Source organism: Nocardia sp. NPDC055002, assembly GCF_053608825.1.
In genome coordinates, this window is sequence record NZ_JBSGWE010000005.1 from 192,546 (window position 1) to 216,465 (window position 23,920).

Consider the following 23,920-nt stretch of genomic DNA (forward strand, 5'->3'; position numbering starts at 1 on the left):
GATCAGATCGCCATCGCCGCGCGGACCGCGGATTCCGCGCCTGCCCCGCCTGCCCCGGTCGAGCCGAGATGCCCCGAGTGCAGCACGTAGTACTGCTGCGCGGCCTGCAGTGCGAAGCCGATGTGCTGCTCCACCAGCAGCACGCTCAAACCGCCGCGCTGCGTCAATTCGATGATGGTGCGCTCGATTTCGGCGACCACCGACGGCTGGATGCCCTCGGTGGGTTCGTCGAGGATGAGCAGTTTCGGCTCAGTGATCAGCGCCCTGGCGATGGCCAGCTGCTGACGTTGCCCGCCCGAGAGCAGGCCCGCCTTGCGGGTGAGCAGGTCCTTCAGCGCGGGGAACAGATCGAGGGATTCGTCGATCAGCGCCTTGCCGCGCTTGCGTCCGTCCGCGACCACCTGCAGGTTCTCGGCGGTGGTGAGCTGTCCGAAGCTCTGCTGGCCCTGCGGCACATAACCGATTCCGCGCTTGACCCGTTGCGAGGGAGAGAGTTTGGTGATCTTCTCGCCGTCGAAGGTGATGGTGCCCGACTTGGTGGGCAGCAGCCCCACCGCCGCGCGCAGCAGCGTGGTCTTGCCCGCACCGTTGTGGCCCATGATCGCGACGACGCTGTCGTCGGGCACGGTCATGCTGACACCGTGGATGACCTCGGTGCGCCCGTATCCGGAACGGATGTCGTGTAGCTCAAGCATCGGCCGACTCCTTGTCTGTCGCGACCAGGGTCGCGGTGCCGAGATAGACCTCTTGCACCTTGGGATCGGCCTGCACCTGTTCGACGCTGCCCTCGCTGAGGACCTTGCCGCCCGCGAGCACGGTGACCGAGGTGGCGAAGGACCGCATGAAGTCCATGTCGTGCTCGACGACGATCACCACGCGATCACTGCCGATGCGGCGCAACAGGTTTCCGGTCTCCTCGCGCTCCTCGGCGCTCATGCCCGCGACGGGCTCGTCGAGTAGCAGCACCGACGCGTTCTGCACCAGCAGCATGCCGATCTCGAGCCACTGCTTCTGCCCGTGCGCGAGCACCCCGGCGGGCTTGTCCCGCAGTGCGGTGAGACCCGTTGTCTCCAAAGCCTCTTCGATACTCGGCAGCACGGACTTGCGCATACGCAGCAGCGACAGTGCCGAACGCCCGGCGCCCGCCGCGATATCCAGGTTCTGCAACACGGTGAGCTGCTCGAACACACTGGCCGTCTGGAAGGTGCGCCCGATGCCGAGGCGCGCGATCTGGTGCACTTTCTTGCCGAGGAGTTCGGTGCCCGACTTCTGCGCCGAACCGGTCGCCGGGACGAGGCCGGTGATGGCATCGATCAGCGTGGTCTTGCCCGCGCCGTTCGGGCCGATCAGGAACCGCAGGTCGCCCTGCAGCACCGTGAGATCGACATCGGTGACGGCCTTGAAACCGTCGAAACTGACGGAGAGACCACGAATTTCGAGGTAGTCGCTGTCCATGCCCGCATTGCCGCCGGCTTTGGGTTCGAGTGTCATCGCGCTTGCACCTTCTCCTCGGTGACGACGGCGGCGGGTTCTTCCGGTGCGGGTGGCAGCTTCTTACGGCTGTCGAGCCAGCCCTTGAACATCGGCCACAGCCCGGCCAGCCCGGCGGGGATGAAGCCGACGACCACGATGAACAGGATGCCCTGCATGTAGGTCCAGCCCGACGGGAACGACTCCGACAGCGAGGTCTGCGCCCAGGCGACGCCGATCGCACCGAGGATCGGTCCGAGCAGGGTGGTGCGGCCACCGATGGCGACACCGATGAGGAAAGCGATCGACGGGATCACGCCGATGTCGGCGGGGGAGATGATGCCGACGATCGGGGTGAACAACGCACCCGCGATCCCGGCGAGGAATGCCGCCACGACGTACGCGACGATCTTGATGTTGGCGGGGTCGTAGCCGAGGAAGCGCACCCGCTCCTCCGCGTCCCGCACCGCGACGAGCAGTTCGCCGTAGCGGCTGCGGTTGAGCTGGCGGATCAGGGCCACCACCACGAGCAGCGTGCCCGCGGCGATGAAGAACAGCATCTGCCGGTTGGCCGGGTCCGAGAGCCGGAATCCGAAGAAGGAGCGGAAGTCCGACAGCCCGGTGAAGCCGCCGATGGCCTGCTGACCGGTGAGCAGGATCGCCAGCGCCGCGGCCAGTGCCTGGCTGAGGATGGCGAAGTAGGCGCCGCGCACCCGGCGCTTGAACACGCCGTACCCGAGCACGGCGGCGACCAGCGCGGGCAGCACCAGGATGCCGAGGATGGCGACCGGCGCGGAACTGAACGGCTGCCAGAAACCGGGGAGTTCGCTGATGCCGGAGATCTCCATGAACTCCGGGACATCGTTACCGAGGCGGGCGGCGTCGGCGAGCTGCATGTGCATGGCCATGATGTAGGCGCCGATGCCGAAGAACACGCCCTGGCCGAGGGTGAGCATTCCGCCACGGCCCCAGGCCAATCCGATGCCGGCGGCCACGATGGCGAAGCAGAGGAACTTGGCCAGCAGGTTCAGGCGGAAATCGCTCAGCACCGCAGGGGCGACGGCGAACAGCAGGATCGCCGCCACTCCGAAGCCGAGTAGTGGGGTGAGCCGCGGGTATTCGCGGAGACGTTCGGTGAGTGCGGTCATGCCAGACTCCTCGTCCGCACGGTGAACAGGCCCTGCGGGCGGACCTGCAGGAAGATGACGATCAGCACGAACACGATCACCTTCGCGATGGACGCGGTGGTGGAGTATTCGATGAACGAGTTGAGCAGGCCGAGCGCGAACGCCGCGATCACCGTGCCCTTGATCTGGCCGAGGCCGCCGATCACGACCACCAGGAACGCGTCGATCAGATAGCTCTGGCCGATGGTGGGGCTCGTCGAACCGATCAGGGTGAGCGCCACACCGGCGACGCCGGCCAGTCCGGAACCGATGAAGAACGTGCTGATATCGGTGAATCTGCTGGAGATGCCGCTGGTTTCGGCCAGTCCGCGGTTCTGCACGACGGCGCGAATCCGTCGACCCATGGGGGTGGTCTTGAGCACGGCGGCCAGGGTGGTCACCGCGACGATCGCCAGCACCAGGATGAAGATGCGGGTCTTCGGCACGACCGCGCCCGCGATAGTGATGCCGCCACTGAGCCATTCGGGCACCAGCACGTTCTTGGCGGGTGCGCCGAAGATGTCACGCGCGGCCTGCTGGAGCACGAGTCCGACACCGAAGGTGACGAGCAGCGTGTCCAGCGGCCGGTCGTACATGTAGCGGATCAGCCCCATTTCCAGGGCGGCGCCGAGCAGGCCGCCGATGAGGAAGCCCATCAGCAAGGACACGACCAGCGAAACTCCGGCCGATGAGAAGACTTGTTGCACAACATAAGTCGTGTAACAACCGGCCATGATGAATTCGCCGTGCGCCATGTTGATGACGCCCATCTGACCGAAGGTCAGTGACAGGCCGAGCGCGGCGAGCAGAAGAATGGATCCCAGACTCAGCCCGGTGAAGAGCTGACTGATCAGCACGTCCATTGCAGTGGACTCCTTGGAAAGGGGGCGGTGTGGGACGCGCCCTGACTCAGAGCGCGTCCCACCTCGGTCGGGCTACTTACTTGAGGCCCTTGGCCCACTCGTAGGACTTCAGGTACGGGTCCGGGGTGATGGCCTTGCCGGAATCCCAGACGGTGTAGATCAGGCCGTCGGGGCGGATCTCGCCGATCCGGGCGGTCTTGGTGATGTGGTGGTTGGAGCCGTCGATGGTGACGGTGCCCTCCGGGGCGTCGAAGCTCACGCCGTCGGCCGCGGCCTGAATGTCGGCCACCGCGAACGACTTGGCCTTCTCGACGGTGTTCTTCCACAGGTAGACCGAGGCGTACGCGGCTTCCATCGGGTCCGAAGTCGGCTTGTCGGCGCCGAAGGCGGCCTTGTAGTCGGCGACGAACTTCTTGTTCGCCGGGGAGTCGACGGTCTGGTAGTAGTTCCAGGCGGTGAGCTGGCCCGCGATGTTCTGCGCGCCGATGCCCGCGACCTCTTCCTCGGCGATCGACACCGAAACCACCGGCATCTCAGCGGCTTTCAGGCCGGCGTTGGTGTACTCGCGGAAGAAGGCCACGTTGGAGTCACCGTTGAGGGTGTTGAACACCGCGCCCGCCTTGGCGGCCCGCACCTTGTTGACGATGGTGGAGAAGTCGGTGGAGCCCAGCGGGGTGTAGTCCTCGCCCTTGATCTCGATACCGTTGGCCGCGGCGTAGGCCTTGATCTCGCGGTTGGCGGTCTGCGGGAAGACGTAGTCGGAGCCGACCAGGTAGAGGGACTTGATGCCCTTCTGCTTCAGGTAGTCCAGCGCGGGGATGATCTGCTGGTTGGTGGTGGCGCCGGTGTAGAAGATGTTCTTGGAATCTTCCAGGCCCTCGTACTGCACGGGGTAGTAGAGCAGCGAGTTCAGGCTCTCGAACTTGGGCTTCATGGCCTTGCGGCTCGACGAGGTCCAGCCGCCGAATACCGAAGCGACACAGTCGGAGCTGATCAGCTTCTCCGCCTTCTCGGCGAAGGTCTTGGGGTCGGAGGCGCCGTCTTCGAGGACGATCTCGATCTTCTTGCCGAGCACGCCGCCCGCCGCGTTGATCTGGTCGATCGCCAGCTTGGTCGAATTGGCCACGGTGACTTCGGAAATGGCCATCGTGCCCGACAGCGAGTGTAGCGAGCCCACCTTGATGGTGTCCTTGCTGGTGTCGACGCAGGAGGCGGCGGTCGAGCCGGTCGACGCGTCGTCGCGCGCACCACAGCCGGTGAGCAGCAGGCCGGCGACGGCCACCGCGGCAGGCACGACAAGTGCCTTGACCAAACGGGATTCAGACATGGGGCGGTTCTCCTCATCAGGTGTAACGGCGGCGCCACACGCGCCACAACGAATACCGCCGCTGTCTGCCCCGGAGACTGGATGTACACCGAGTTGTATACAGAAGCTGTATTCGTGATTCGAGACAGTAGAGGGAACTTGTTGCACCCGAATGTCTCTCGGTCACGTGCCCGTTTCGTCTGTTTCGTCCGTGTGAATTGTTCGTCCGCGGCAGCTGCCGAAGGGTCGCCTTGCCTACGGTTGCGTAGGGCCGCACAGGTGCGGCACGCTTCGATTTGTACAACGTCGAGCCGCCGAGTCACACGGCAATCGGCCGTGTGCGGTCAGTCGAGGAGGGCCCAATGGGGCACTACAAGGCGAACGTGCGTGACATCGAGTTCAATCTGTTCGAGGTCCTGAACCTGGACAAGGTTCTGGACACCGGCGCCTACGGCGACCTGGACTCCGATACGGTGCGCCAGCTCCTCGACGAGGTGAAACACCTGGCCGAGGGGCCGATCGCGGACTCGTTCGCCGAGGCCGACCGGCACCCGGTGGTGTTCCACCCCGATACCCACGACATCACCGTGCCCGATCCGCTGCGTAAGACGGTGGACCTGGTGCACGAAGCGGGCTGGTACCGCCTCGCCATGCCGGCGGGTATGGACGGCACCGCCGCCCCGAACGCGCTGATGTGGGCGATCAACGAGCTCATCATCTGTGCCAATCCGGCGGCCAGCTTCTTCAACATGGGCCCGATGATGGGCTCGGTGCTCTACGAGATCGGCAACGACGAACAGAAGCGCTGGGCACGGGGCGGGTTCGATCGCGGGTGGCAGGCGACCATGGTGCTCACCGAACCGGATGCCGGATCCGATGTCGGCGCCGGTCGCACCAGGGCTGTGCCGCAGCCCGACGGGTCATGGCACATCGACGGGGTGAAACGGTTCATTTCCGGCGGTGACGTGGGCGATACGGCCGAGAACATCTTCCACCTGGTGCTCGCCCGGCCGGAGGGCGCCGGCCCCGGCACCAAGGGGCTTTCGCTGTTCTACGTGCCGAAGTTCCTCTTCGATCCCGAGACGCTGGAACCGGGCGACCGCAACGGTGTGTACGTGACCGGGGTCGAGCACAAGATGGGGATCAAGTCCTCGCCGACCTGCGAAGTGACCTTCGGCGGCACCGAGGTGCCCGCCAAGGGCTGGCTGGTCGGCGACGTGCACAACGGCATCGCGCAGATGTTCAAGGTGATCGAGAACGCGCGGATGACGGTAGGCGTGAAGTCGTCCGGGACGTTGTCGACCGGGTACCTGAACGCGCTCGAGTACGCCAAGACGCGGGTGCAGGGCGCGGATCTGACGCAGGTCGCCGACAAGGCGGCGCCGCGCGTCACCATCACCCATCACCCTGATGTGCGCCGGTCGCTGGCCATGCAGAAGGCCTACGCGGAGGGGTTGCGAGCGGTGTATCTGTATACCGCCGCGCACCAGAACGCGGATGTGGCGCAGCTGGTGTCCGGTGCCGATCCGGAGACCGCGCACCGCGTGAACGATCTGCTGCTGCCGATCGTCAAGGGCGTGGGATCCGAGCGCGCCTACCAGCTGCTCGCCGAGTCGCTGCAGACCTTCGGCGGCTCCGGCTATCTGCAGGACTATCCGATCGAGCAGTACATCCGTGACGCCAAGATCGACTCGCTCTACGAGGGCACCACGGCGATCCAGGCCCAGGACTTCTTCTTCCGCAAGATCATTCGCGATGGTGGCGTCGCCCTCGCCCACGTGAACGCTCAGATCGGCGTCTACCTGGACAATGACACCGGCCGTTTCGCCACCGAGCGCGCCCTGCTGCGCACCGCCCAAGCCGATGTCGGCGCGATGGCCGCCACCCTCACCGGCTACGCCATGGCGGGCCGGACCGAGCCCACCGAGCTCTACAAGGTCGGCCTCGGCTCGGTTCGCTTCCTGGTGGCGGTCGGCGATCTCCTCATCGCCTGGCGCCTGCTGGTCCAGGCCGACATCGCCGCCGCCGCCCTGGCCTCCGACGCCGCACCGCGGGACCGCCCCTACTACCAGGGCAAAGTCGCCGCGGCGAGCTTCTTCGCCAAGAACGTCCTCCCCGAACTCACCGCTACCAAGAACATCCTCGCCGCCATCGACAACGACATCATGGCCGTCCCGGAAGAAGCCTTCTGAGCGGCTATTTGATGAGGTACGGCGAGACCGAGCTGCGGTGTTCGCTGATGTCGAGGGCCTTGCCCAGCGGCGGGAAGGCGCGCTGGGGGCAGTTGGAGCGCACGCACACTCGGCAGCCCGCGCCGATGGGGGTGGCGTTGGCTTCGCCCAGGTCGATGCCGTCGGCGTAGACGACGCGGCCCGCGTGGCGCAGCTCGCAGCCGAGGCCGATCGCGAAGGTCTTGCCGGGTTGGCCGTAGCGGGTGGCGCGACGTTCCACGGTGCGCGCGATCCAGAGGTATTTGCGGCCGTCGGGCATCTGGGCGATCTGGGTCATGATCTTGCCGGGGTAGGCGAAGGTCTCGTAGACGTTCCAGAGCGGGCAGGTACCACCGCTGGCCGAGAAGTGGAAACCCGTGGCGGACTGGCGCTTCGACATATTGCCCGCGCGGTCGACGCGTACGAAGGAGAACGGGACGCCGCGCAGGGTCGGCCGTTGCAGGGTCGACAGGCGGTGGCAGATGGTTTCGAAACTCTGCGAGAAATGCGCCGACAGGCGTTCGATGTCGTAGCGGAAACTCTCGGCTACTTCGTGAAAGTGCGTGTAGGGCAAGACCATCGCGGCCGCGAAGTAGTTCGCCAGGCCGAGCATCGCGAGTTTGTGCGAGGCGTCGGAGGCGAAATTGCCCTCGTCGACCAGTTTTTCGAGGAGCGGGCCGCATTCCAGGTAGGCGAGTTCGGCGGCGAGTTTGAAAGTGCGCTGCCCACCGGACAGGTGTGGGGAGATCTCGAGCTGTTTGGTCTCGGGATCGAAATGGTGCAGCACGCCCTCGCCGAGGTCGATGCGCTCGCTGATCCGCACGCCGTGCGCACGCAGCAGGCGCACGATCTCGGTGCTCACCTCGCCACCGTGGAACCGGATGCGCGCGGTGAGATCCTCTGCGGCGGTATCCAATTCGTGGATGTAGTTCTGGCGCTGATAGAAGTAGTCGCGCACTTCCTCGTGCGGCTTGCTGATCGCGGCGCTGCCGGAACCGTCGGCGAACCGGTCCTCGGTGGCGGCGGCCAGCTGCGCGCTGGTGTTGCGGTAGCGGTTGTGCATGGCCACCAGGGCGCGCGCCATCGACGGATGGGCGGAGACCATGTCGGCGATCTGCTGGGTGTCGGCCTCGATGCCGAGCTCGGCGTCCATCACCACTTCGGACAGCTCGGCGATGAGCCGGGTGTCGTCCTGGGCGGAGAAGAAGGTGGGGTCGACGCCGAAGACCTCGTTGATGCGCGTCAGCACCGGCACGGTGAGCGGTCGCACGTCGTGTTCGATCTGGTTCAGATAGCTGGCCGAGATCTCCAGTTTCTGCGCGAGCGCGACCTGGCTCAGCCCACGCTCGGTCCGCAGCTGGCGCAGCCGCGCTCCGACATAGGTCTTGGCCATATGTCCAGTTTAGGGGCGGTTTCGCAGGCTTGCCAATGGATTCTTAACAACCGGGCTCGAGCTCTGTGTCACACCCTCGCGATACTGTCGTGGGGTGCTGTTCAGCGATGTCGTCACGGCCTCCGCGGCCGTGCGGGCGACCAGGTCGCGCAAGGCGAAAACCGCCGCGCTGGCCGAGCTCTTCGGTGCCGCGGACCCGTCCGAGATCGGGACCGTGGTGGCGTGGTTGTCCGGCGAGCTGGTGCAGGGCCGGATCGGGGCCGGGTGGCGCACGGTGGCCGGGCTCGACACACCGCCCAGCGGCGACGCGAGCCTCACCGTCGGCGCGGTGGACGACATCTTCTCCCAGCTCACCGGCCTGAACGGCAAGGGCTCGACCAATCGGCGCCGCGAATTGCTGACCGCACTCTTCACCGCCGCGACCGAGGAGGAACAGTCCTTCCTGGTCCGCCTGCTCACCGGCGAACTCCGGCAGGGCGCGCTCACCGCGATCGTGGTCGAGGCGCTCGCACAGTCCACCGGCATCCCCGTCGACGTGGTGCGCCGGGCCCATATGCTCTCGGGCCGGCTCCCCGTCACCGCGATCGCCGCGCTCGCCGGGGGCGAGCAGGCCCTGGCCGCGTTCGGTCTCGAAGTAGGACGTCCGGTTGCGCCGATGCTCGCCTCACCCGGCGGTTCGCTGGACGAGGCCCTCGCCGAGCTGGGTTCCGACATCAGTGTCGAACACAAGCTCGACGGCGCCCGCATCCAGGTGCACCGCGACGGCGACCAGGTCTGGGTCTTCACCAGAACCCTGCGCGACATCACCGAGGGCGTCCCCGAACTCGTCGATCTGGTCAAGTCCCTCGACTGCGCCACCGTGGTCCTGGACGGCGAAACCCTCGCCCTGACCGACGCGGGCCGCCCACGCCCGTTCCAGGAGACGATGAGCAGGTTCGCCACCCTCGGCGATCCACGCCGGTTACACCCGTACTTCTTCGACTGCCTGCATCTCGACGGCACCGACCTCATCGACGAACCGCTGCGTGTCCGCCGCACCGCTTTGGAACAGGTCGCGGGCGAACACAGCATCCCCGCGCTGATCGCACCCACTCCGGAGGCTGCCGCCGACTGCTATGACGACGCGCTCGCGGTCGGCAACGAGGGTGTGATGGTCAAGGCGCTCGATGCCCCGTACGCCGCGGGCCGCCGCGGCAAGGCCTGGCAGAAGATCAAGCCCGCGCACACCCTCGACCTACTGGTGATCGGCGCCGAATGGGGTTATGGCCGCCGCACCGGGTTCCTGTCCAACCTGCATCTGGCGGCCCGCGATCCCGAGACCGGTGAGCCGGTGATGGTCGGCAAGACGTTCAAGGGCCTCACCGACGAACTGCTGCGCTGGCAGACCGAGGAATTCCCGCGCCACGAAACCCACCGCGACGGTCAGGCCGTGTACCTGCGCTCCGAACTCGTCGTCGAGATCGCGCTCGACGGCGTCCAGACCAGTACCCGATATCCGGGCGGCGTCGCGCTGCGCTTCGCCCGGGTGGTGCGGTACCGGCCGGACAAGGAACCGGGAGAGGCCGACACCATCGAGGCGGTGCGCGCGCTCGGCGTGGCCGCCGGCTGAGCTCCGCCGCTGGTCGTGCGACTTACCCGCAACAGTTTGGCAATCCGGCGGCAGCATACGACACACTGTTCCGGTGAGCGCCGAACTAATGGTCCTGTTGATCGTCATCGTCACAGCTCTCGCGTTCGACTTCACCAACGGATTCCACGACACGGCCAACGCCATGGCGACCTCGATCGCCACCGGTGCGCTGAAGCCGAAGACGGCGGTCGCGCTCTCGGGCGTGCTGAACCTGATCGGGGCGTTTCTGTCGGTGGCGGTCGCGGCGACGGTGGCCAAGGGGATCGTGAAATTGGACGATGTGGGCGGGCAGGACCTGCTGGTAATCGTCTTCGCGGGCCTCGTCGGCGGCATCCTGTGGAACCTGCTGACCTGGCTGCTCGGCCTGCCGTCGAGTTCCTCGCACGCCCTGTTCGGCGGCCTGATCGGCTCGACGATCGCCGCACTCGGCTGGAACGGCGTGATCTGGGCATCGGGGTCGGACGGCGTGCTGATCAAGATCGTGCTGCCCGCGCTGCTCGCGCCCGTGATCGCGGCGATGGTGGCGGCCATCGGCACGTTCGTGGTGTACCGGATCACCCGTGGCGTCGACCAGGAGAAGTCCGAAGAGGGTTTCCGCTGGGGCCAGATCGGCTCGGCCTCCCTGGTCTCGCTGGCGCACGGCACCAACGACGCGCAGAAGACGATGGGTGTCATCTTCCTCGCGCTGGTCGCCTACGGCTCGCTGGACAAGGACGACCACATGCCGCTGTGGGTGATGGCCGCCTGTGCCGTCGCGATCGCCCTCGGCACCTATCTCGGCGGCTGGCGGATCATCAGGACCCTCGGCAAGGGCCTGGTCGAGATCGAGTCACCGCAGGGCCTGGCCGCCGAGTCGACCTCGGCGGCGATCATTCTCACCTCGGCGCACTTCGGCCTGCCGCTGTCGACCACGCAGACCGCGACCGGCGCGATCCTCGGTACCGGCATCGGCAAGGGCGCCGAGGTGCGCTGGCGGGTGATGGGCCGGATGGCCGTGGCCTGGATGCTGACTCTGCCGATGGCGGGCATCGTCGGCGCGATCTGCTGGGCGATCGCCAATGTCATCGGTGGACTCCCCGGTGTGCTCGTGGTGTTCGGCCTCCTGATCGCCGGGGCGCTCGGAATCTATCTCCGGTCGCGCCGTGACCCGGTCGGCACTCACAATGTGAACGACTGGCCCGATGGCCGGCCACCCACCTCGGCACAGGCGCCGATCGACCAGAACCATGCCGGGTAGAGGGGAGCGATCATGCACACCGTGATCACCAATCTGAGTTCACTGTGGGAAGTGGTGCTCGCCGCGCTGATCTTCGGCGCGGGTGTACCCGCGGTCTTCGCCTTCGCGGTGCGGTGGTGGGGCAATGCCGAGACCGTCGACGCCGAGGGCCGAGTCCGGCGCAACTATCCGGCGCTGGCGGGTGCGGTGGCCTGTCTGGTCCTCATCGTCGTCGTGGTGATCACCGGAATCCTGTTCACCGCCAAGGCGTTCATCGCCCACCAGTTCGGCATCCACCTGTTCGGCCAATCATGAGTGAGGAAGCCATGACCGATCCGAACCCCACCCCCGCGACCCCGCCGGTCCGTGGCAACCTGCTCTCGCGGGTGCTCGGGTGGCTGCGCGCGGGCTATCCACAGGGCATTCCCCAGTCCGACTATGTCGCCTTGTTCGCGGTGCTGCACCGCCACCTCACCGACTACGAGGTGACGGTGATCGGGGAGAAACTGGTGGAGGCGAATCCGAATCGGGAATCGATCAGCGAGGCCGAAATCGCGGCCGCCATCGCCGATTTCGCGAAGCAGCAGCCCGCGCCCGACGACGTCTCGCGGGTGGCTTCGCATCTGGCCGCCGGTGGCTGGCCGTTGGCCGAACCACTCGACGACGGCGAACCCACTACCGAACAGAATTGATCATCCACTTCGACAATTCCGATACGCCAGCGGAATTCGCTCGCGGCGACAATGACGAATCGCCCGGCTGTCCGGCGATCGCGCGCTAGCATGCATCCGTGGTTCGGCGTGCGGATGTAACCGATAGTGGTCGTAGTTACGGTGGATTGTCGCGCCAGCAGCGAGTCGCGCTACGCCGCAACAGGTTGACCGACGCGGCGCTGGAACTATTCGGTACCCAGGGATATTCGTCGACCTCGATCGAGCGGCTGTGTTCGACCGCGAATGTGTCGACCCGCAGTTTCTACGAAGACATCGGTAGCCGCGAGGCATTACTGATCGCACTCGTCGACCGGTTGAACGCGGCCGCGCTACGCCGCCTCGACGAGGCATTGGAACACACCAGCGAACAGCCGCTGGTGGTGCGCGTGGTGGAGAGTTTCCGTGCGTTCCTGGCGGTGACCTGCCGTGATCGCCGGGCGGCGCGGGTGTTCTATGTCGAGGTCGTCGGGGTGAGTCCGGTGGTGGAGGAATGGCGGCGCGCGCAGCGGCGGTCGATTTCGGCACTGCTCACCCGGGAAGCGCAGCGCGCCGCCGAACGTGGCGAAGCGGAATCGCGCAGCCTGCACCTGTTCGGCCTCGCGGTAATCGGCGCCGTGAATTCCCTCGCCCAGGAGATGGTGCACGCCACCGTTCCCGGCGACGCGATCTCGGTCGACGAGATCTGCGAGGAGATCGCCTATTTCATCCGCTCCGGGCTCACGGTGCGCACCGCGGTCGCGCCCACCACGTAGCCGGCGACAACGCAAAAGCGGGAGGCATCCGAATCCGGATGCCTCCCGCTTTCAGTGGGAAATCAGATACCCATGCCCTGAGCGAGCAGCGGCCACGACTCGTGCAGCGCCTGCTCCCAGTACGGCCAGTAGTGGGTGCCCATCGGGGTGAACTGGTAGGTCGCCGGGATACCCAGCGAGTCCAGCTTGGTCTTCAGGTTCTGGCTGCAAGCGTTGGTCGCCGCTTCGATGCCGATACCGAGACCGAGGTTGATCACGCCCATCGGGCCGGGCGAACCGTTGAGGTAGTAGGCCACATCGGCGTTGGTCGGCATGCCGCTACCGCTGGAGATGTAGAGGTTGGTGCCGCGCAGCTTCTCCGCGTTGATGACCGGGTCGTTCTCGACCCACGCGGGATCGTTGTCCGGGCCGTACATGTTCGCGGTCTTGCCACCGGCCCAGGTCTCCACGGAGAACTTGACGGCCTGCTTGCCCATCGGGTCGGCGATCTGCGCGCAGCCACTGTAGGCGGCGACGGACTTGAACAGACCCGGGTTGGCCTCGGCCAGCTGCAGCACCGAGGTGCCGGAGGTGGACAGGCCGGCCAGCGAGTTCAGACCGGTCGAGCCGAGTGCGGCGTCGATCAGCGGGGGCAGCTCCTGGGTGAAGAAGGTGCTCCACTTGTTCAGGCCCAGCTTCGGGTCTTCGGCTTTCCAGTCGGTGTAGTAGCTGCCGCGGCCGCCGATCGGCTGGATCACATTGACCTGCTTGTCGGCCAGGAAGCTGAGCGCCTGGGTCTGCGCAGCCCAGCTGGCGGTGCCCTCGCCGCCGTCGAGGCCGTTGAGCATGTAGAAGTTGGGGGCCGGCTTGGACTCGTCGACGGGACGCTGCACGTCGATCGTGATGTCCTTCTTCATCGCCGCCGAGTACACCTTCAGATGCCACACGCGTCCGTCTTTGACGATGGACGACACGGCTGAGGGCTTCTCGGGCTCGGCGGTCGCGGCGCCACCGGCGACAACGGCCACCGACAATGCGGCGGTCAGAGCCACGGCGGTGGTGCGCAGCGCGGCCACGGTACGTAGTGCAGAGAGCTTCATCGAACAGTCGGTTCCAGTCCACGGGCCCTGTCGGGCACGTCATCGCAGTGCTTCCCCCGGTCGCCGAGAGCATATGCGCTCGACGCCTGCAGGGCTGTCAGATCCTCCGACACTCTATGTCCTCTCACAGGACCGAATCGTTACCGGTTCACTTTTATGGTGACCTCGAGCACGGTTTACGGGGGCGCAATCTGAGCTGTGATTCGGAAATGCCGCCGCAACCAGGCGCTCTTATGGTGACGAGCATGGGTAAGGAAATCCCCGGTAGCGCGACCACCGGGATCGAGATCAGTGGGTTGAGCAAGACCTTCACAGTGGGCCGCAACACTGTCAACGCGCTGGACTCGGTCGATTTGCGGACTTCTCACGGCGCATTCCTGTCATTGCTCGGGCCTTCGGGCTGCGGCAAATCGACGGTGTTGCGGATTCTGGCCGGCCTGGACGAACCGAGCGCGGGCACCGCGCGGATCAACGGCATGTCCCCGGAACAATTGCGCGGTGGAGCCGAGCTCGGTATCGCGTTCCAGGATTCGGCGTTGCTGCCGTGGCGCAGTGTGGAATCGAACATCCGGCTGCCGTTGCAGGTGGCCGGGCTGCCCGCCGAACCGGACCGGATCGCCGAACTGATCGCGCTGGTCGGGCTGGAGGGGTTCGAGAAGGCCAAGCCCGCGCAGCTGTCCGGCGGTATGCGCCAGCGGGTTTCGATCGCGCGAGCGCTGGTCGTGCAGCCGTCGGTGCTGCTGCTCGACGAACCGTTCGGCGCGCTCGACGACATGACCCGGCAGCGATTGAACCTGGAACTGCTGCGCATCTGGACCGAGAAGCCCGCGACCACACTGATGGTCACCCACGGCATCGGCGAGGCGGTGTTCCTGTCCGACGTGGTGGCGGTGATGAGTCCGCGACCGGGCCGGGTGCTGGAGCTGGTCGAGATCGACCTGCCGCGTCCACGCACACCCGAGATGATGCGCACGCCCGAATTCCACAAGCTCTGTGACTACCTGTCCGAGCTGCTGTTCGGGCGGGGTGGGGTGGCATGAGCGTGGCGACAGCCCGGCGGATCCCGGCCGACATGGGCCGGGTGGCCGGGGCGCTGGGCGTGGTGGTGCTGATCGCCCTGTGGTGGGCGCTGGCCGCCGCCGGAACCGCGGGCGGGACGATTCCCTCACCGTGGCGGGTCCTTTCGACCATGTGGTCGGACGGGTGGGGCCTCTACGGACCCAACTTCCAGGTCACTGCGATCGGGGCGTTGCAGGGCTTCCTCTGGGGGAACGTGCTGGCGATCGGGATCGCGGCGCTGATCATGCTGGTGCCGCGGATCGAACCCCTCGCGACCCAGCTGGCCATCCTGAGCTACTGCACGCCGCTGGTGGCGCTGGGCCCGATCATCCTGGTGGTGTTCGGCGGACGCACGCCCACCGTGTTCCTGGCCGCGATGTACTGCTTCTTCACCACCATGGTCGGCGCGGTGAGCGGATTGCGTTCGGCCGATCCGGCGAGCCTGGATCTGGTGCGCGCCTACGGCGGTGGCCGCTGGCAACAGCTGTATCGGGTGCGAGCCATCGCCGCGCTGCCGAATACGTTCGCCGCCTTGAAGATCGCCGCGCCGTCGGCGGTGCTCGGCGCGATCATCGGTGAGTATCTGGGTGGCGTCGACAGCGGCATCGGGGTCGCGCTCACGGCGGCCCAGACCGCCTACAACGTGCCACGCACCTGGGGCATGGCGATCGCCGCGGCCGCGCTGGCCGGGCTCGGGTACCTGCTGGTGGCGGGCGCGGCCCGCCTGATCACGCCGTGGACAACGGTGGAGGAGGGGCGATGACCACCACCGTCGCGCGCCGGATCGGCCGCTTCCTGCTGCCGCTGGCGACGTCGCTGATTCTGTTGCTCGTCATCTGGACGCTGTTTCTTCGCCTGTTCCCCCAGATCGGGCCGCGAGTGGGCAAGACGCCGTCGGATGTCTGGGCCTACCTAATCACTTCGGCGGGTGCGCCTGCGGCCCGGCAGGCGATCTTCGACGACCTCGCGATCACCCTCGGTGACGCGGCATCGGGGTTCGTCGTCGGGATGCTCGGCGCGATCGGCGTCGCCGCGCTGTTCGTGCTGTATTCGGCTGTGCGGCAGACGTTCATGCCGGTCGCGATGCTGTTGCGGTCGGTGCCGCTGGTCGCCCTGAGTCCGATCGTGGTGCTGATCTTCGGCCGAGGCACGGCGGGGGTGACGGTGCTGACGGCGATCGTCGTGTTCTTCCCCGCCCTGGTGATGATCATGACGGGCCTGCGCGAAGCGCCCCGGCAGGCAATGGAATTGGTGACGGCCTACGGCGGCACGCGGTGGACCCGACTACGGATGGTCGCGGTGCCCGCGGCGCTGCCGTCGGTGTTCGCCGCGGCCAGGGTCTCGGTGCCCGGCGCGTTGATCGGCGCCCTGCTGGGTGAATGGCTCGGCAGTGGAACAGGATTGGGCGCGAGCCTGGTACGGGCCATCCCGATGTTCCAGTACAACCGGCTGTGGGCGTCGATCGTGGTGGTCACGGTGGTATCGGTGCTGCTGTACGCGATCGTCGGCGTGATCGAGAACGTGGTGCTCGCCCGCTTCGGCCCGAGCGCGGGAAAGTAAGGAATAGCGGCGGAACGTGGCCGCAAAGAGAACGAAACGCACCGAACCTACATTCTGCGTATGAACAGTATCGACCGTCGTTCCTTTCTCCGCTTTTCCGCATTGACCGGCGCGGCGCTCGGCGGCGCCGGGCTGCTCGCCGCCTGCGGCGGTAGTTCGGCCACTTCCTCGAACGGCTCGACCGACGACGGCTCGAAATTCGGCAAGGTCGCTGTCCAGTTGTCCTGGATCAAGAACATCGAATTCGCGGGTGAGTATTTCGCCGATTCGAAGGGCTATTTCAAGGATGCGGGATTCGGTGCGGTAGATCTCGTCGCGGGTGGCGCGGCGTCGACGTCGGTGGAAGCCGGTCTCGATACCGGCAAGATCTGGCTCGGCCTTTCCGCGCCACAGACGACCGCACCCGCCGTACTGGAAGGACTACCCGCCAAGATCGTCGGCGCGACCTATCAGAAGAACCCGTTCGCGATCGTGAGCTCGGCGGGCAAACCGATCACATCTCCCGCGGAGATGAAGGGCCGCAAGATCGGTGTGCAGGACACCAATCAGCTCATCTTCAGCGCCCTGCTGGCGGCCAATGGCATCAGTCCCGGCGATGTCACCGTCGTGCCCGCGCAGTTCGATCCGACCCCGCTGGCCAACGGCGAGGTCGACGGCTGGGTGAGTTATGTGACCAACGAGCCGATCACCCTGGCCGCCAAGGGCTTCGCCAACGACCACTTCCTGTTCGCCGACTTCGGGCTGCCGCTGGTCGCGGAGACACTGACGGTGAGCCAGCACACCATCGACAACGAGCGCGACAAGCTCAAGGCCTTCCTGACCGCCCAGATCAAGGGCTGGAAGGACGCTGTCGCCAACCCCGCCGAGTCCGCGCGCCTGGCCGTCGAGGTCTACGGCAAGGACCTGAAACTCGACCTGGCCGAGCAGACCGCGGAGGCCACCGCGCAAAACGACCTGGTCGTCTCGGCGTCGACCAAGACCGACGGCCTGCTGACGATGTCGGACGCGCTGATCGAGCAGAACATCGCCGCGCTGCGTACCGCCAAGATCGACATCAAGGCCGGCCAGCTCTTCGATCTGTCCGTGCTGCGCGAGGTGTACGCCGAGAACCCGGGCCTGAAATAAGAACCCGGTCGGCGCCGCGAAGCCGTGGCGCCGACCGGTACATCAAATGGCCATACCCACAGCGGCTGTCGACCCGTAGTCGCGCTGAGCCGCGAGGCGAAGGCCCGCGCGGGAGGCGAGGAAGTCGGCGGTGATGAAGACGGCGGTCTCGGCGGGAGTGCGCGGGCCCGTTTCCAGGCCCGCGGGTACGTGCACGCGGGCCAGGGTCGGCTCGTCGAAGCCGCCCGCGCGCAGGTCGTCGAGGCGACGTGCCTGGTCGGCAGGGGTGCCGAGGGCGGCTAGGTAGCCGAGCTCGGGTAGTCGTAACGCGACGGTGAGCAGCGGGATCTCGAAGCGCGGCTCGTTGGCCAGCACGACGATGGCGGTGCTGTTGTCGACCTCGCCCGCGGCCGAGAGGGTGTTGAGGTAGCGGTGCGGCCAGTCGACGACTACTTCGGCGCCGGGGAACGAGGCCGGATCGGCGAACTCGGGACGCGAGTCACAGATCGTCACCCGGTAGCCGATCATCCGCGCCTGCGCGACGAGGGTGGCGGCATAGGCGTTGGCGCCGAAGATGATCAGGCGCGGCGGCGGGCAGTACGAGGCGACGAACAGATCCGACTCGGGCAGCGCGACGAGTTCGGTCGCGTGCTTGCGATCGGTGACCAGATGCTGGCCGATGACATCGGGATCCTGATTCCACACCACGGTGAACACGGTGACCCGGCGATGGGCTTGGATATCGGCGGCGATAGTGGGGAATTCGGGAAAATCGCGGCAGGAGAACGGTTCTACGAAGATGTCGACGAGTGTTCCGTCGTCGGCGCTCGATTCCAGACCGGTGAGCATGCTGTAGCGACGCAGTTGCCGGATGCCGGTGCGACCCGCTTCCAATGCCGCTTCGTAGACGGTCTCTTCCAGCCGTCCGGAGGCGATCGATCCGAAGACGCCACCGTTGGGGGTGACGAGCATCGAAGAGCCGATGGGCAGGGAATTGGTGCCGATGGTACGGACCACGGTGGCAAGGCCGCCCGTACGGCCCGAATGCCACACTCGCAGAAGATCATCGACGATATCGCGCATATCTCACAACTCCGATCACCGTGCGCCGACTTCCGGGAAATCGCGATCGGTCCCTGTCGCCAAGTCGTCGCACGTGACGCACACCATATCCTGTCGACCGCCCAAATAGGAACCGGCCCCGATATCGCCTGCGGCTACTTCGGAAATGGCTTCCCAGTGCTTGTTCTCGATCACAACGGGGTGTCCAGGTGTGTTGTGAAACACAGCACGGGCAAGTCCGCTCTTGCTCGCGCGTGCCGCGGCGAGCACTCTGGCGACCACATCGCCCCCGATATCGGGGATATCGACGGGCAGAAACGCCACGTAACGGGTGTCCGTTTCGGTGGCGGCGCGCAGGCCCTCGCGCACCGTCGCGGAGAGTCCGGTCGCCCAGTCGGCGACCCACCGGCATCGGGTGCCGTCGGGCAGTCCGAGGGCGGCCGGATCGGGTCCGGTCGCGCCGAGCAGGACGACCACCGGATCGCAGCCGCCGTCGCGCAGGGCGGTGATCGCCGAACGCAACCAGGCGCCGTTCTCGGCGAGTGCCTTGGGTTTGCCGTATCGCGTGCCCGCACCCGCCGCGAGGACGATGCCCGTGCACGAGGCGTGCGCGGAACGGTCGAGTGGAGGCATGTGAGCGAAGGTAATGACGCAATGTTGCCGGTCGATTACAGCAGGGGAGCGCACCGACGACGACACGCCGACGTGATGGACTGCACATCGGTGGCGGCGGGCCGGGGATCGCGCGATGCTGGATCGATGACGAGCGAAGGGCTGAGCCTCGCGGGTTTCAACGATCTACCTGCGAAGACTGCCGAAGAAGCACTGCTTGCCTGTTGCTCGGCGCCACGCTGGGCGCGGGCGATCGTGGCCGCGCGTCCCTATGCCACCACCGAAGCGCTGTTGGCGGCGGCCGAGGCGGGAACGGCCGCACTCGACGACGCCGAGATCGACGAGGCACTGGCCGGTCACCCGCGGATCGGCGATCGCCCGACCTCGGCGGCCTCCGCGCGCGAGCAGTCCGGGGTGGCGGGTGAGGACGTGCGCGTGGCCCTGGCCGAGGGCAATCGCGCCTACGAGGCGAAGTTCGGCCATATCTACCTGGTCTGCGCGGCAGGTCGCAGCGGCGAGGAGTTGCTGGCGATCTTGCGCGCGCGGTTGGACAACGATCCGTCTACTGAAAGGCAGGTCATGCGAACAGAACTGACGAAGATCAACCGGCTGCGCCTGGCGGGGCTGGTGACGGCATGACGAGCGTGAGTACCCACGTGCTCGACGCCGTGCGCGGGGTCCCCGCCGCGGGTGTCGCGGTGTTGCTGATGCGCGGGGAGCAGCGGCTCACCGAGGCGCTCACCGACGCCGACGGCCGGGTGAAGGAGCTGGCGGCCGGACTCAATCCGGGTGACTACCGGCTGTTCTTCGATACCGGCAGCTACTTCGCGGCGCAGGGCACCGAGACCTTCTATCCGGAAGTCTGCGTCGCGTTCACGGTGGGTGAGCAGCCGCATCTGCATGTGCCGCTGCTGCTGTCGCCGTTCGCCTTTTCCACCTACCGAGGGAGCTGAGATGGCACTGTCCGGTCCGATCGTGTTGACCGACAATCGATATGGCAAGGCCGAGAATCGGGTTGTGCGTTTCTACAAAGAGAACGCGCGCCACGAGATTCGCGACGTGAACGTCTCGACCACCCTGCGCGGTGATTTCGAGGCGGCGTACACCGATGGTGACCAGCGTCACGTCCTGCCCACCGACACCCAGAAGCACATGGCCTTCGTGTATTCGAAGAAGCCCGGTCTCGACACCATCGAGGACTACGCGATCGCGCTGGGGAAGCATTTCGCCGACTCGGTCGATCCGGTGTCGAGCGCGCGTATCGACGTGGACTCCTATGGCTGGCAGCGGGTTTCGGTCGACGGTGCCGAACACGATCACACCTGGGTGCGCCAGGGCCCCGAGGTGCGGACGGCCGCGGTGACCGTGGCGGGCAAGGGCGCCGAGCAGCAGCGGTGGGTGATCGGCGGGATCAAGGACCTGGTGCTGCTCAAGTCGACCGGATCGGAGTTCGCCGACTTCCTCACCGACGAGTACACGACACTCGCGCCGACCCACGATCGCGTGCTCGCCAGTTCGCTGGTGGTCCAGTGGCGGTTCGCCGAGACCAGCGGATTCGACTGGGACGAGGTGTACGCCGGGATCCGCGCCACGCTGCTCGAGCTCTTCGCCACCACGTACTCCAAGGCGTTGCAGCAGACGCTGTACGCGATGGGAACGGCCGCGCTGGAACGCTTTCCGGTGCTGGCCGAGATCCGGTTGTCGGCGCCGAACAAGCACCACTTCGACTACGACCTCGCGCGGTTCGAGATCGAGAACAAGGGTGAGGTCTTCTGGGCGGCCGACCGGCCGTACGGCTCGATCCACGCCACCCTGGCGCGTGCGGACGCGCCCGATGCGGGGATCGCGTGGCAGCCGTGAGCGCGCCCGATCTGCTGATCCACGGCTGTGCGGTGGTGACCGTCGACGCGGCGGGAACCGAGTATCGCGACGGGTGGGTCACCGTGCGCGGCAACAAGATCGACGCTGTGGGCGCGGGTGCGCCGCCCGAGTTCGGCCCGGAGGTCGCGCGGATCGACGGGCGTGGCTGCGTGCTCACGCCCGGTCTGGTCAACACCCACCACCACCTGTACCAATGGATCACCCGTGGGCTGGCCGCCGACAACACGCTGTTCGAGTGGCTGACCACGCTGTATCCGGTGTGGGCGCGGATCGATGAGAAGTCGGTGCGGACGGCGGCCACCGGCGCGCTGGTCTCACTGGCGCGCAGCGGGTGCACGACGTCGTCGGATCACCACTACGTGTTCCCGCGCGGCGGCGGTGACCTGCTCGCCGCCGAGATCGGCGCGGCGGGCGAGGTGGGGCTGCGCTTCCACCCGGCGCGCGGGTCGATGGACCTCGGCCAGAGCAAGGGCGGGCTGCCGCCCGACACCGTGGTGGAGTCGATCGACGACATCCTCGCCGCGAGTGCGGCGGCCATCGAGGACTGGCACGACCCGTCCTTCGACGCGATGGTGCGGATAGCGCTGGCCCCCTGCTCGCCGTTCTCGGTGACCGCCGATCTCATGCGCGAGTCCGCGGCGCTGGCCCGTTCCGCGGGCGTCCGGCTGCACACGCACCTCGCCGAAACCCTCGACGAGCAGGACTTCTGCCAGGAGAAGTTCGGGTGCACACCCGCCGAGTACATGGAGCGGCTGGGCTGGCTCGGCGACGACGTGTGGTACGCCCACGCCGTGCACCTCGACGATCCGGCGATCGCGGCGATGGCTCGCACCGGGACCGGGATCGCGCACTGCCCGACCTCCAACGGCCGGTTGGGTGCGGGGATCGCACGGACCGCCGACCTGGTGGCGGCCGGTGTGCCCGTCGGCCTCGGGGTCGACGGTGCGGCCAGCAACGAGTCCAGTTCGATGATCGAGGAACCGCGCAACGCGTTGCTGTACGCGCGGGCGGTCGGCGGTCCGCGGGCGATGACAGTGCGCACGGCGCTGGAGCTGGCGACCATGGGCGGTGCGCGGGTACTCGGGCGGGCGGACGAGATCGGGTCCATCGAGCCGGGCAAGCTGGCGGATCTGGCGCTGTGGCGGCTGGATATGCCCGCGCACGCCGGTATCGAGGACCCGGTCGTCGCGCTGATCCTCGGCTCGGCGCCGCCGCTGGCCGCGTTGCTGGTGAACGGGCGCGAGGTTGTCCGCGACGATGTCGTACTGACGGTGGACGAGGCGGCGGTCGGGGCCGACGTGGCCCGGGCTCAGGCGACGCTGCTCGCCGGTGCGTGATGCGGCCCGGCCGGGGCGTGCGTTGATGCCGCGCGCGCGTCGGCGTGCTGATCTGCGGTTTTGCCCGGATCGGCGCACACTGGATGGCGTACACCGGGTTAACCGCGGCGCAATCTGGCGCGGGTTTCGTGCAACATCGTGGCAACTCCCGGCCCCTACTGTGGCCGGTGAGGTTAGCGAGGTGAACGTGGATCTGGACACTGTTTCCGAGATTGTTCTCGCCCGCGAACGCGCCGATCTGGCGCAGATCGGAGCGGGCAGCGCGGTACTGGCGGGCGGTACTTTCCTGTTCTCCGAACCGCACGATCACCTCGACACGCTCGTCGACATCACCACCCTCGGCTGGGCGCCGCTGACCGAAACCGCACCGGGGCTGGAGATCGCCGCGACCTGCACACTGGCGGAGTTCGCCGGTGCCCGTCCCGGCCGGGAACTCGGCACCTCGATCATGCGACCGGAGTGGCCGGGCACGGCGCTGTTCGCGCAGTCCTGCCGGGCGCTGCTGGCCTCGCACAAGATCTGGCGCACAGCGACGGTCGGCGGGAACGTATGTCTGTCACTGCCCGCCGGCGCGGTGCTCGGCGCGCTCGTCGCGTTGGACGCGACCGTGGTGATCTGGCCGCGCGGCGGTGGCGAGCGACGAATCCCTCTGCGCGACTTCGTCACCGGGCCGGGGGAGAACCTGCTGGGAGCGGGTGCGGTCGTGCGCTCGTTCGTCGTTCCCACCGCGAGCCTGCTGGCGCGCACCAGCTTTCGCAAGGTGGCCTTGGCTCCGCTCGGGCGTTCCGGGTCGGTGGTGATGGGCAGGCGTGCGGCCGACGGCCGGTGCGCGATCACCGTCACCGCGGCGACCGTTCGCCCGATCGTTCTCGACTTCGATTCCGTCCCTTCGCCATCCGAGCTGAACGACGCGCTGGCCGACATCGATCCCGACGTGTGGTTCGACGATCCACACGGTGCGCCGGACTGGCGTGAGCACGTGACCGGGTTGCTCGCCGCAGAGGTGGCCGCCGAACTCCGGGAGGCGTCGTGAGTTCAGCGCGTGGCGTCGTAGGCGGCGCGGGCGGCGAGCACCCGATCCATGTGCTGCTCGGCCCAGCCCTTGATGGTGCGCATCACCGGCAGCAGGTCCTCGCCGAGCGGAGTCAGCCGGTACTCGACGCGGACCGGCACCTCGGGCAGCACGGTGCGGGTGACCAGGCCGTCGCGTTCGAGATTGCGCAGGGTCTGGGTGAGCATCTTCTGGCTCACCCCCGCCAGCCGCTGGTTCAGTTCGCTGTAGCGCAGCGAACCGTCGGCCAGCGCGTTGATCGCCAGACTCACCCACTTGTCGCCGATCCGGTCCAGCAGCTGGCGCGCCGGGCATTCGGCCACGTAGGCGTTGTAGGCCGCGCCCGCCTCGGCGCGGCGCTCGGCGGCGGTCCGCGTACTCATCGCTCTCCCTCGCGTGCGGTACGCACTTCGCAGTGCGTACTTCCCGATAGAGAGTAGCTCTCCCTAGGTTCGG

At 67.0% G+C, this 23,920-nt stretch carries 25 protein-coding genes; 15 read left to right on the forward strand and 10 right to left on the reverse strand.

The genetic code is table 11. The features are described 5' to 3' along the window. Nucleotides 1–2 precede the first annotated feature (2 nt). The 5 genes from urtE to urtA form a co-directional block, all read right to left on the reverse strand. Entirely contained in the window at nt 3–695 is a 693-nt protein-coding gene (urtE, locus tag ACWF99_RS22095; protein ID WP_056814706.1) for an urea ABC transporter ATP-binding subunit UrtE, read from the reverse strand. After that, entirely contained in the window at nt 688–1,491 is an 804-nt protein-coding gene (urtD, locus tag ACWF99_RS22100) for an urea ABC transporter ATP-binding protein UrtD (protein ID WP_378633925.1), read from the reverse strand. Before urtD ends, urtE begins: the two co-directional genes overlap by 8 nt. Next, a complete protein-coding gene (gene urtC / locus ACWF99_RS22105) occupies nt 1,488–2,618 on the reverse strand; it encodes an urea ABC transporter permease subunit UrtC (protein WP_378633927.1) in 1,131 nt (376 codons plus the stop codon). The genes urtD and urtC overlap by 4 nt, the downstream gene beginning before the upstream one ends. Next, a complete protein-coding gene (urtB, locus tag ACWF99_RS22110) occupies nt 2,615–3,499 on the reverse strand; it encodes an urea ABC transporter permease subunit UrtB (RefSeq protein ID WP_266293973.1) in 885 nt (294 codons plus the stop codon). Before urtB ends, urtC begins: the two co-directional genes overlap by 4 nt. A gap of 76 nt (nt 3,500–3,575) precedes the next feature. Continuing rightward, complete coding sequence (urtA, locus tag ACWF99_RS22115) at nt 3,576–4,826, reverse strand: urea ABC transporter substrate-binding protein (RefSeq protein ID WP_056814694.1); 1,251 nt, start codon at nt 4,824–4,826, stop codon at nt 3,576–3,578. 341 nt (nt 4,827–5,167) lie between these two features. On the opposite strand from urtA, the gene ACWF99_RS22120 reads away from it, so the two are divergent. Further along, the gene (locus ACWF99_RS22120) at nt 5,168–6,997 is read left to right on the forward strand and encodes an acyl-CoA dehydrogenase (RefSeq protein ID WP_452537259.1); all 1,830 of its coding nucleotides are present in this window, start codon (nt 5,168–5,170) and stop codon (nt 6,995–6,997) included. A 4-nt stretch (nt 6,998–7,001) separates the two neighbouring features. Here the strand turns inward: ACWF99_RS22120 and ramB are convergent, their stop codons facing one another. Continuing rightward, on the reverse strand, nt 7,002–8,408 hold the full coding sequence (gene ramB, locus ACWF99_RS22125) for an acetate metabolism transcriptional regulator RamB (protein ID WP_358108625.1): 1,407 nt from the start codon (nt 8,406–8,408) through the stop codon (nt 7,002–7,004). 94 nt (nt 8,409–8,502) lie between these two features. Here ramB and ACWF99_RS22130 point away from each other — a divergent pair, with 94 nt between their 5' ends. The 5 genes from ACWF99_RS22130 to ACWF99_RS22150 all read left to right on the forward strand — a co-directional run bounded on the left by ACWF99_RS22130 (nt 8,503) and on the right by ACWF99_RS22150 (nt 12,719). After that, complete coding sequence (locus tag ACWF99_RS22130; RefSeq protein WP_452537260.1) at nt 8,503–10,017, forward strand: ATP-dependent DNA ligase; 1,515 nt, start codon at nt 8,503–8,505, stop codon at nt 10,015–10,017. A gap of 73 nt (nt 10,018–10,090) precedes the next feature. Next, complete coding sequence (locus ACWF99_RS22135; protein ID WP_378633936.1) at nt 10,091–11,275, forward strand: inorganic phosphate transporter; 1,185 nt, start codon at nt 10,091–10,093, stop codon at nt 11,273–11,275. 12 nt (nt 11,276–11,287) lie between these two features. Next, nucleotides 11,288–11,569 (forward strand): hypothetical protein, encoded by a 282-nt coding sequence (locus tag ACWF99_RS22140; RefSeq protein WP_452537261.1) that lies wholly within the window; start codon nt 11,288–11,290, stop codon nt 11,567–11,569. A gap of 11 nt (nt 11,570–11,580) precedes the next feature. Continuing rightward, nucleotides 11,581–11,946, forward strand: a complete 366-nt coding sequence (locus ACWF99_RS22145) for a DUF3349 domain-containing protein (protein ID WP_378633940.1) — start codon at nt 11,581–11,583, stop codon at nt 11,944–11,946. Nucleotides 11,947–12,092: 146 nt separating this feature from the next. Next, nucleotides 12,093–12,719 carry a TetR/AcrR family transcriptional regulator gene (locus ACWF99_RS22150; protein WP_358186529.1) on the forward strand — a complete coding sequence of 209 codons (627 nt, stop codon included), beginning with the start codon at nt 12,093–12,095 and terminating at the stop codon, nt 12,717–12,719. A gap of 62 nt (nt 12,720–12,781) precedes the next feature. Here ACWF99_RS22150 and ACWF99_RS22155 read toward each other — a convergent pair whose 3' ends face one another. After that, on the reverse strand, nt 12,782–13,798 hold the full coding sequence (locus tag ACWF99_RS22155) for an alpha/beta hydrolase (RefSeq protein ID WP_378633943.1): 1,017 nt from the start codon (nt 13,796–13,798) through the stop codon (nt 12,782–12,784). Between the two features lie 245 nt (nt 13,799–14,043). Here ACWF99_RS22155 and ACWF99_RS22160 point away from each other — a divergent pair, with 245 nt between their 5' ends. Genes ACWF99_RS22160 through ACWF99_RS22175 form a run of 4 tightly spaced genes read left to right on the forward strand, consistent with a single transcriptional unit; the run spans nt 14,044 to nt 17,542 of the window. Next, entirely contained in the window at nt 14,044–14,838 is a 795-nt protein-coding gene (locus ACWF99_RS22160) for an ABC transporter ATP-binding protein (RefSeq protein WP_378633946.1), read from the forward strand. Then, entirely contained in the window at nt 14,835–15,620 is a 786-nt protein-coding gene (locus ACWF99_RS22165) for an ABC transporter permease (protein WP_452537262.1), read from the forward strand. The genes ACWF99_RS22160 and ACWF99_RS22165 overlap by 4 nt, the downstream gene beginning before the upstream one ends. Further along, complete coding sequence (locus ACWF99_RS22170; RefSeq protein ID WP_452537263.1) at nt 15,617–16,417, forward strand: ABC transporter permease; 801 nt, start codon at nt 15,617–15,619, stop codon at nt 16,415–16,417. The genes ACWF99_RS22165 and ACWF99_RS22170 overlap by 4 nt, the downstream gene beginning before the upstream one ends. A gap of 60 nt (nt 16,418–16,477) precedes the next feature. Continuing rightward, entirely contained in the window at nt 16,478–17,542 is a 1,065-nt protein-coding gene (locus ACWF99_RS22175) for an ABC transporter substrate-binding protein (RefSeq protein ID WP_378633953.1), read from the forward strand. Between the two features lie 42 nt (nt 17,543–17,584). On the opposite strand, the gene ACWF99_RS22180 is transcribed toward ACWF99_RS22175, so the two are convergent. Beyond that, complete coding sequence (locus tag ACWF99_RS22180) at nt 17,585–18,604, reverse strand: XdhC family protein (protein ID WP_378633956.1); 1,020 nt, start codon at nt 18,602–18,604, stop codon at nt 17,585–17,587. A gap of 15 nt (nt 18,605–18,619) precedes the next feature. Next, entirely contained in the window at nt 18,620–19,216 is a 597-nt protein-coding gene (locus ACWF99_RS22185) for a nucleotidyltransferase family protein (RefSeq protein ID WP_452537264.1), read from the reverse strand. A gap of 126 nt (nt 19,217–19,342) precedes the next feature. On the opposite strand from ACWF99_RS22185, the gene uraD reads away from it, so the two are divergent. The 5 genes from uraD to ACWF99_RS22210 all read left to right on the forward strand — a co-directional run bounded on the left by uraD (nt 19,343) and on the right by ACWF99_RS22210 (nt 23,446). Beyond that, the gene (gene uraD / locus ACWF99_RS22190) at nt 19,343–19,834 is read left to right on the forward strand and encodes a 2-oxo-4-hydroxy-4-carboxy-5-ureidoimidazoline decarboxylase (RefSeq protein WP_452537265.1); all 492 of its coding nucleotides are present in this window, start codon (nt 19,343–19,345) and stop codon (nt 19,832–19,834) included. Continuing rightward, nucleotides 19,831–20,148: a hydroxyisourate hydrolase gene (gene uraH / locus ACWF99_RS22195; RefSeq protein ID WP_378633965.1), complete on the forward strand. Its 318-nt coding sequence runs from the start codon at nt 19,831–19,833 to the stop codon at nt 20,146–20,148. The genes uraD and uraH overlap by 4 nt, the downstream gene beginning before the upstream one ends. A 1-nt stretch (nt 20,149) precedes the next feature. Beyond that, nucleotides 20,150–21,055, forward strand: a complete 906-nt coding sequence (pucL, locus tag ACWF99_RS22200) for a factor-independent urate hydroxylase (RefSeq protein ID WP_378633968.1) — start codon at nt 20,150–20,152, stop codon at nt 21,053–21,055. Next, nucleotides 21,043–22,413: an 8-oxoguanine deaminase gene (locus ACWF99_RS22205; protein ID WP_452537266.1), complete on the forward strand. Its 1,371-nt coding sequence runs from the start codon at nt 21,043–21,045 to the stop codon at nt 22,411–22,413. Before pucL ends, ACWF99_RS22205 begins: the two co-directional genes overlap by 13 nt. Before the next feature lie 181 nt (nt 22,414–22,594). Next, a complete protein-coding gene (locus tag ACWF99_RS22210) occupies nt 22,595–23,446 on the forward strand; it encodes an FAD binding domain-containing protein (RefSeq protein ID WP_452537267.1) in 852 nt (283 codons plus the stop codon). Between the two features lie 2 nt (nt 23,447–23,448). Here ACWF99_RS22210 and ACWF99_RS22215 read toward each other — a convergent pair whose 3' ends face one another. Beyond that, nucleotides 23,449–23,847, reverse strand: a complete 399-nt coding sequence (locus tag ACWF99_RS22215) for a winged helix-turn-helix transcriptional regulator (protein WP_378633974.1) — start codon at nt 23,845–23,847, stop codon at nt 23,449–23,451. Nucleotides 23,848–23,920 lie beyond the last annotated feature (73 nt).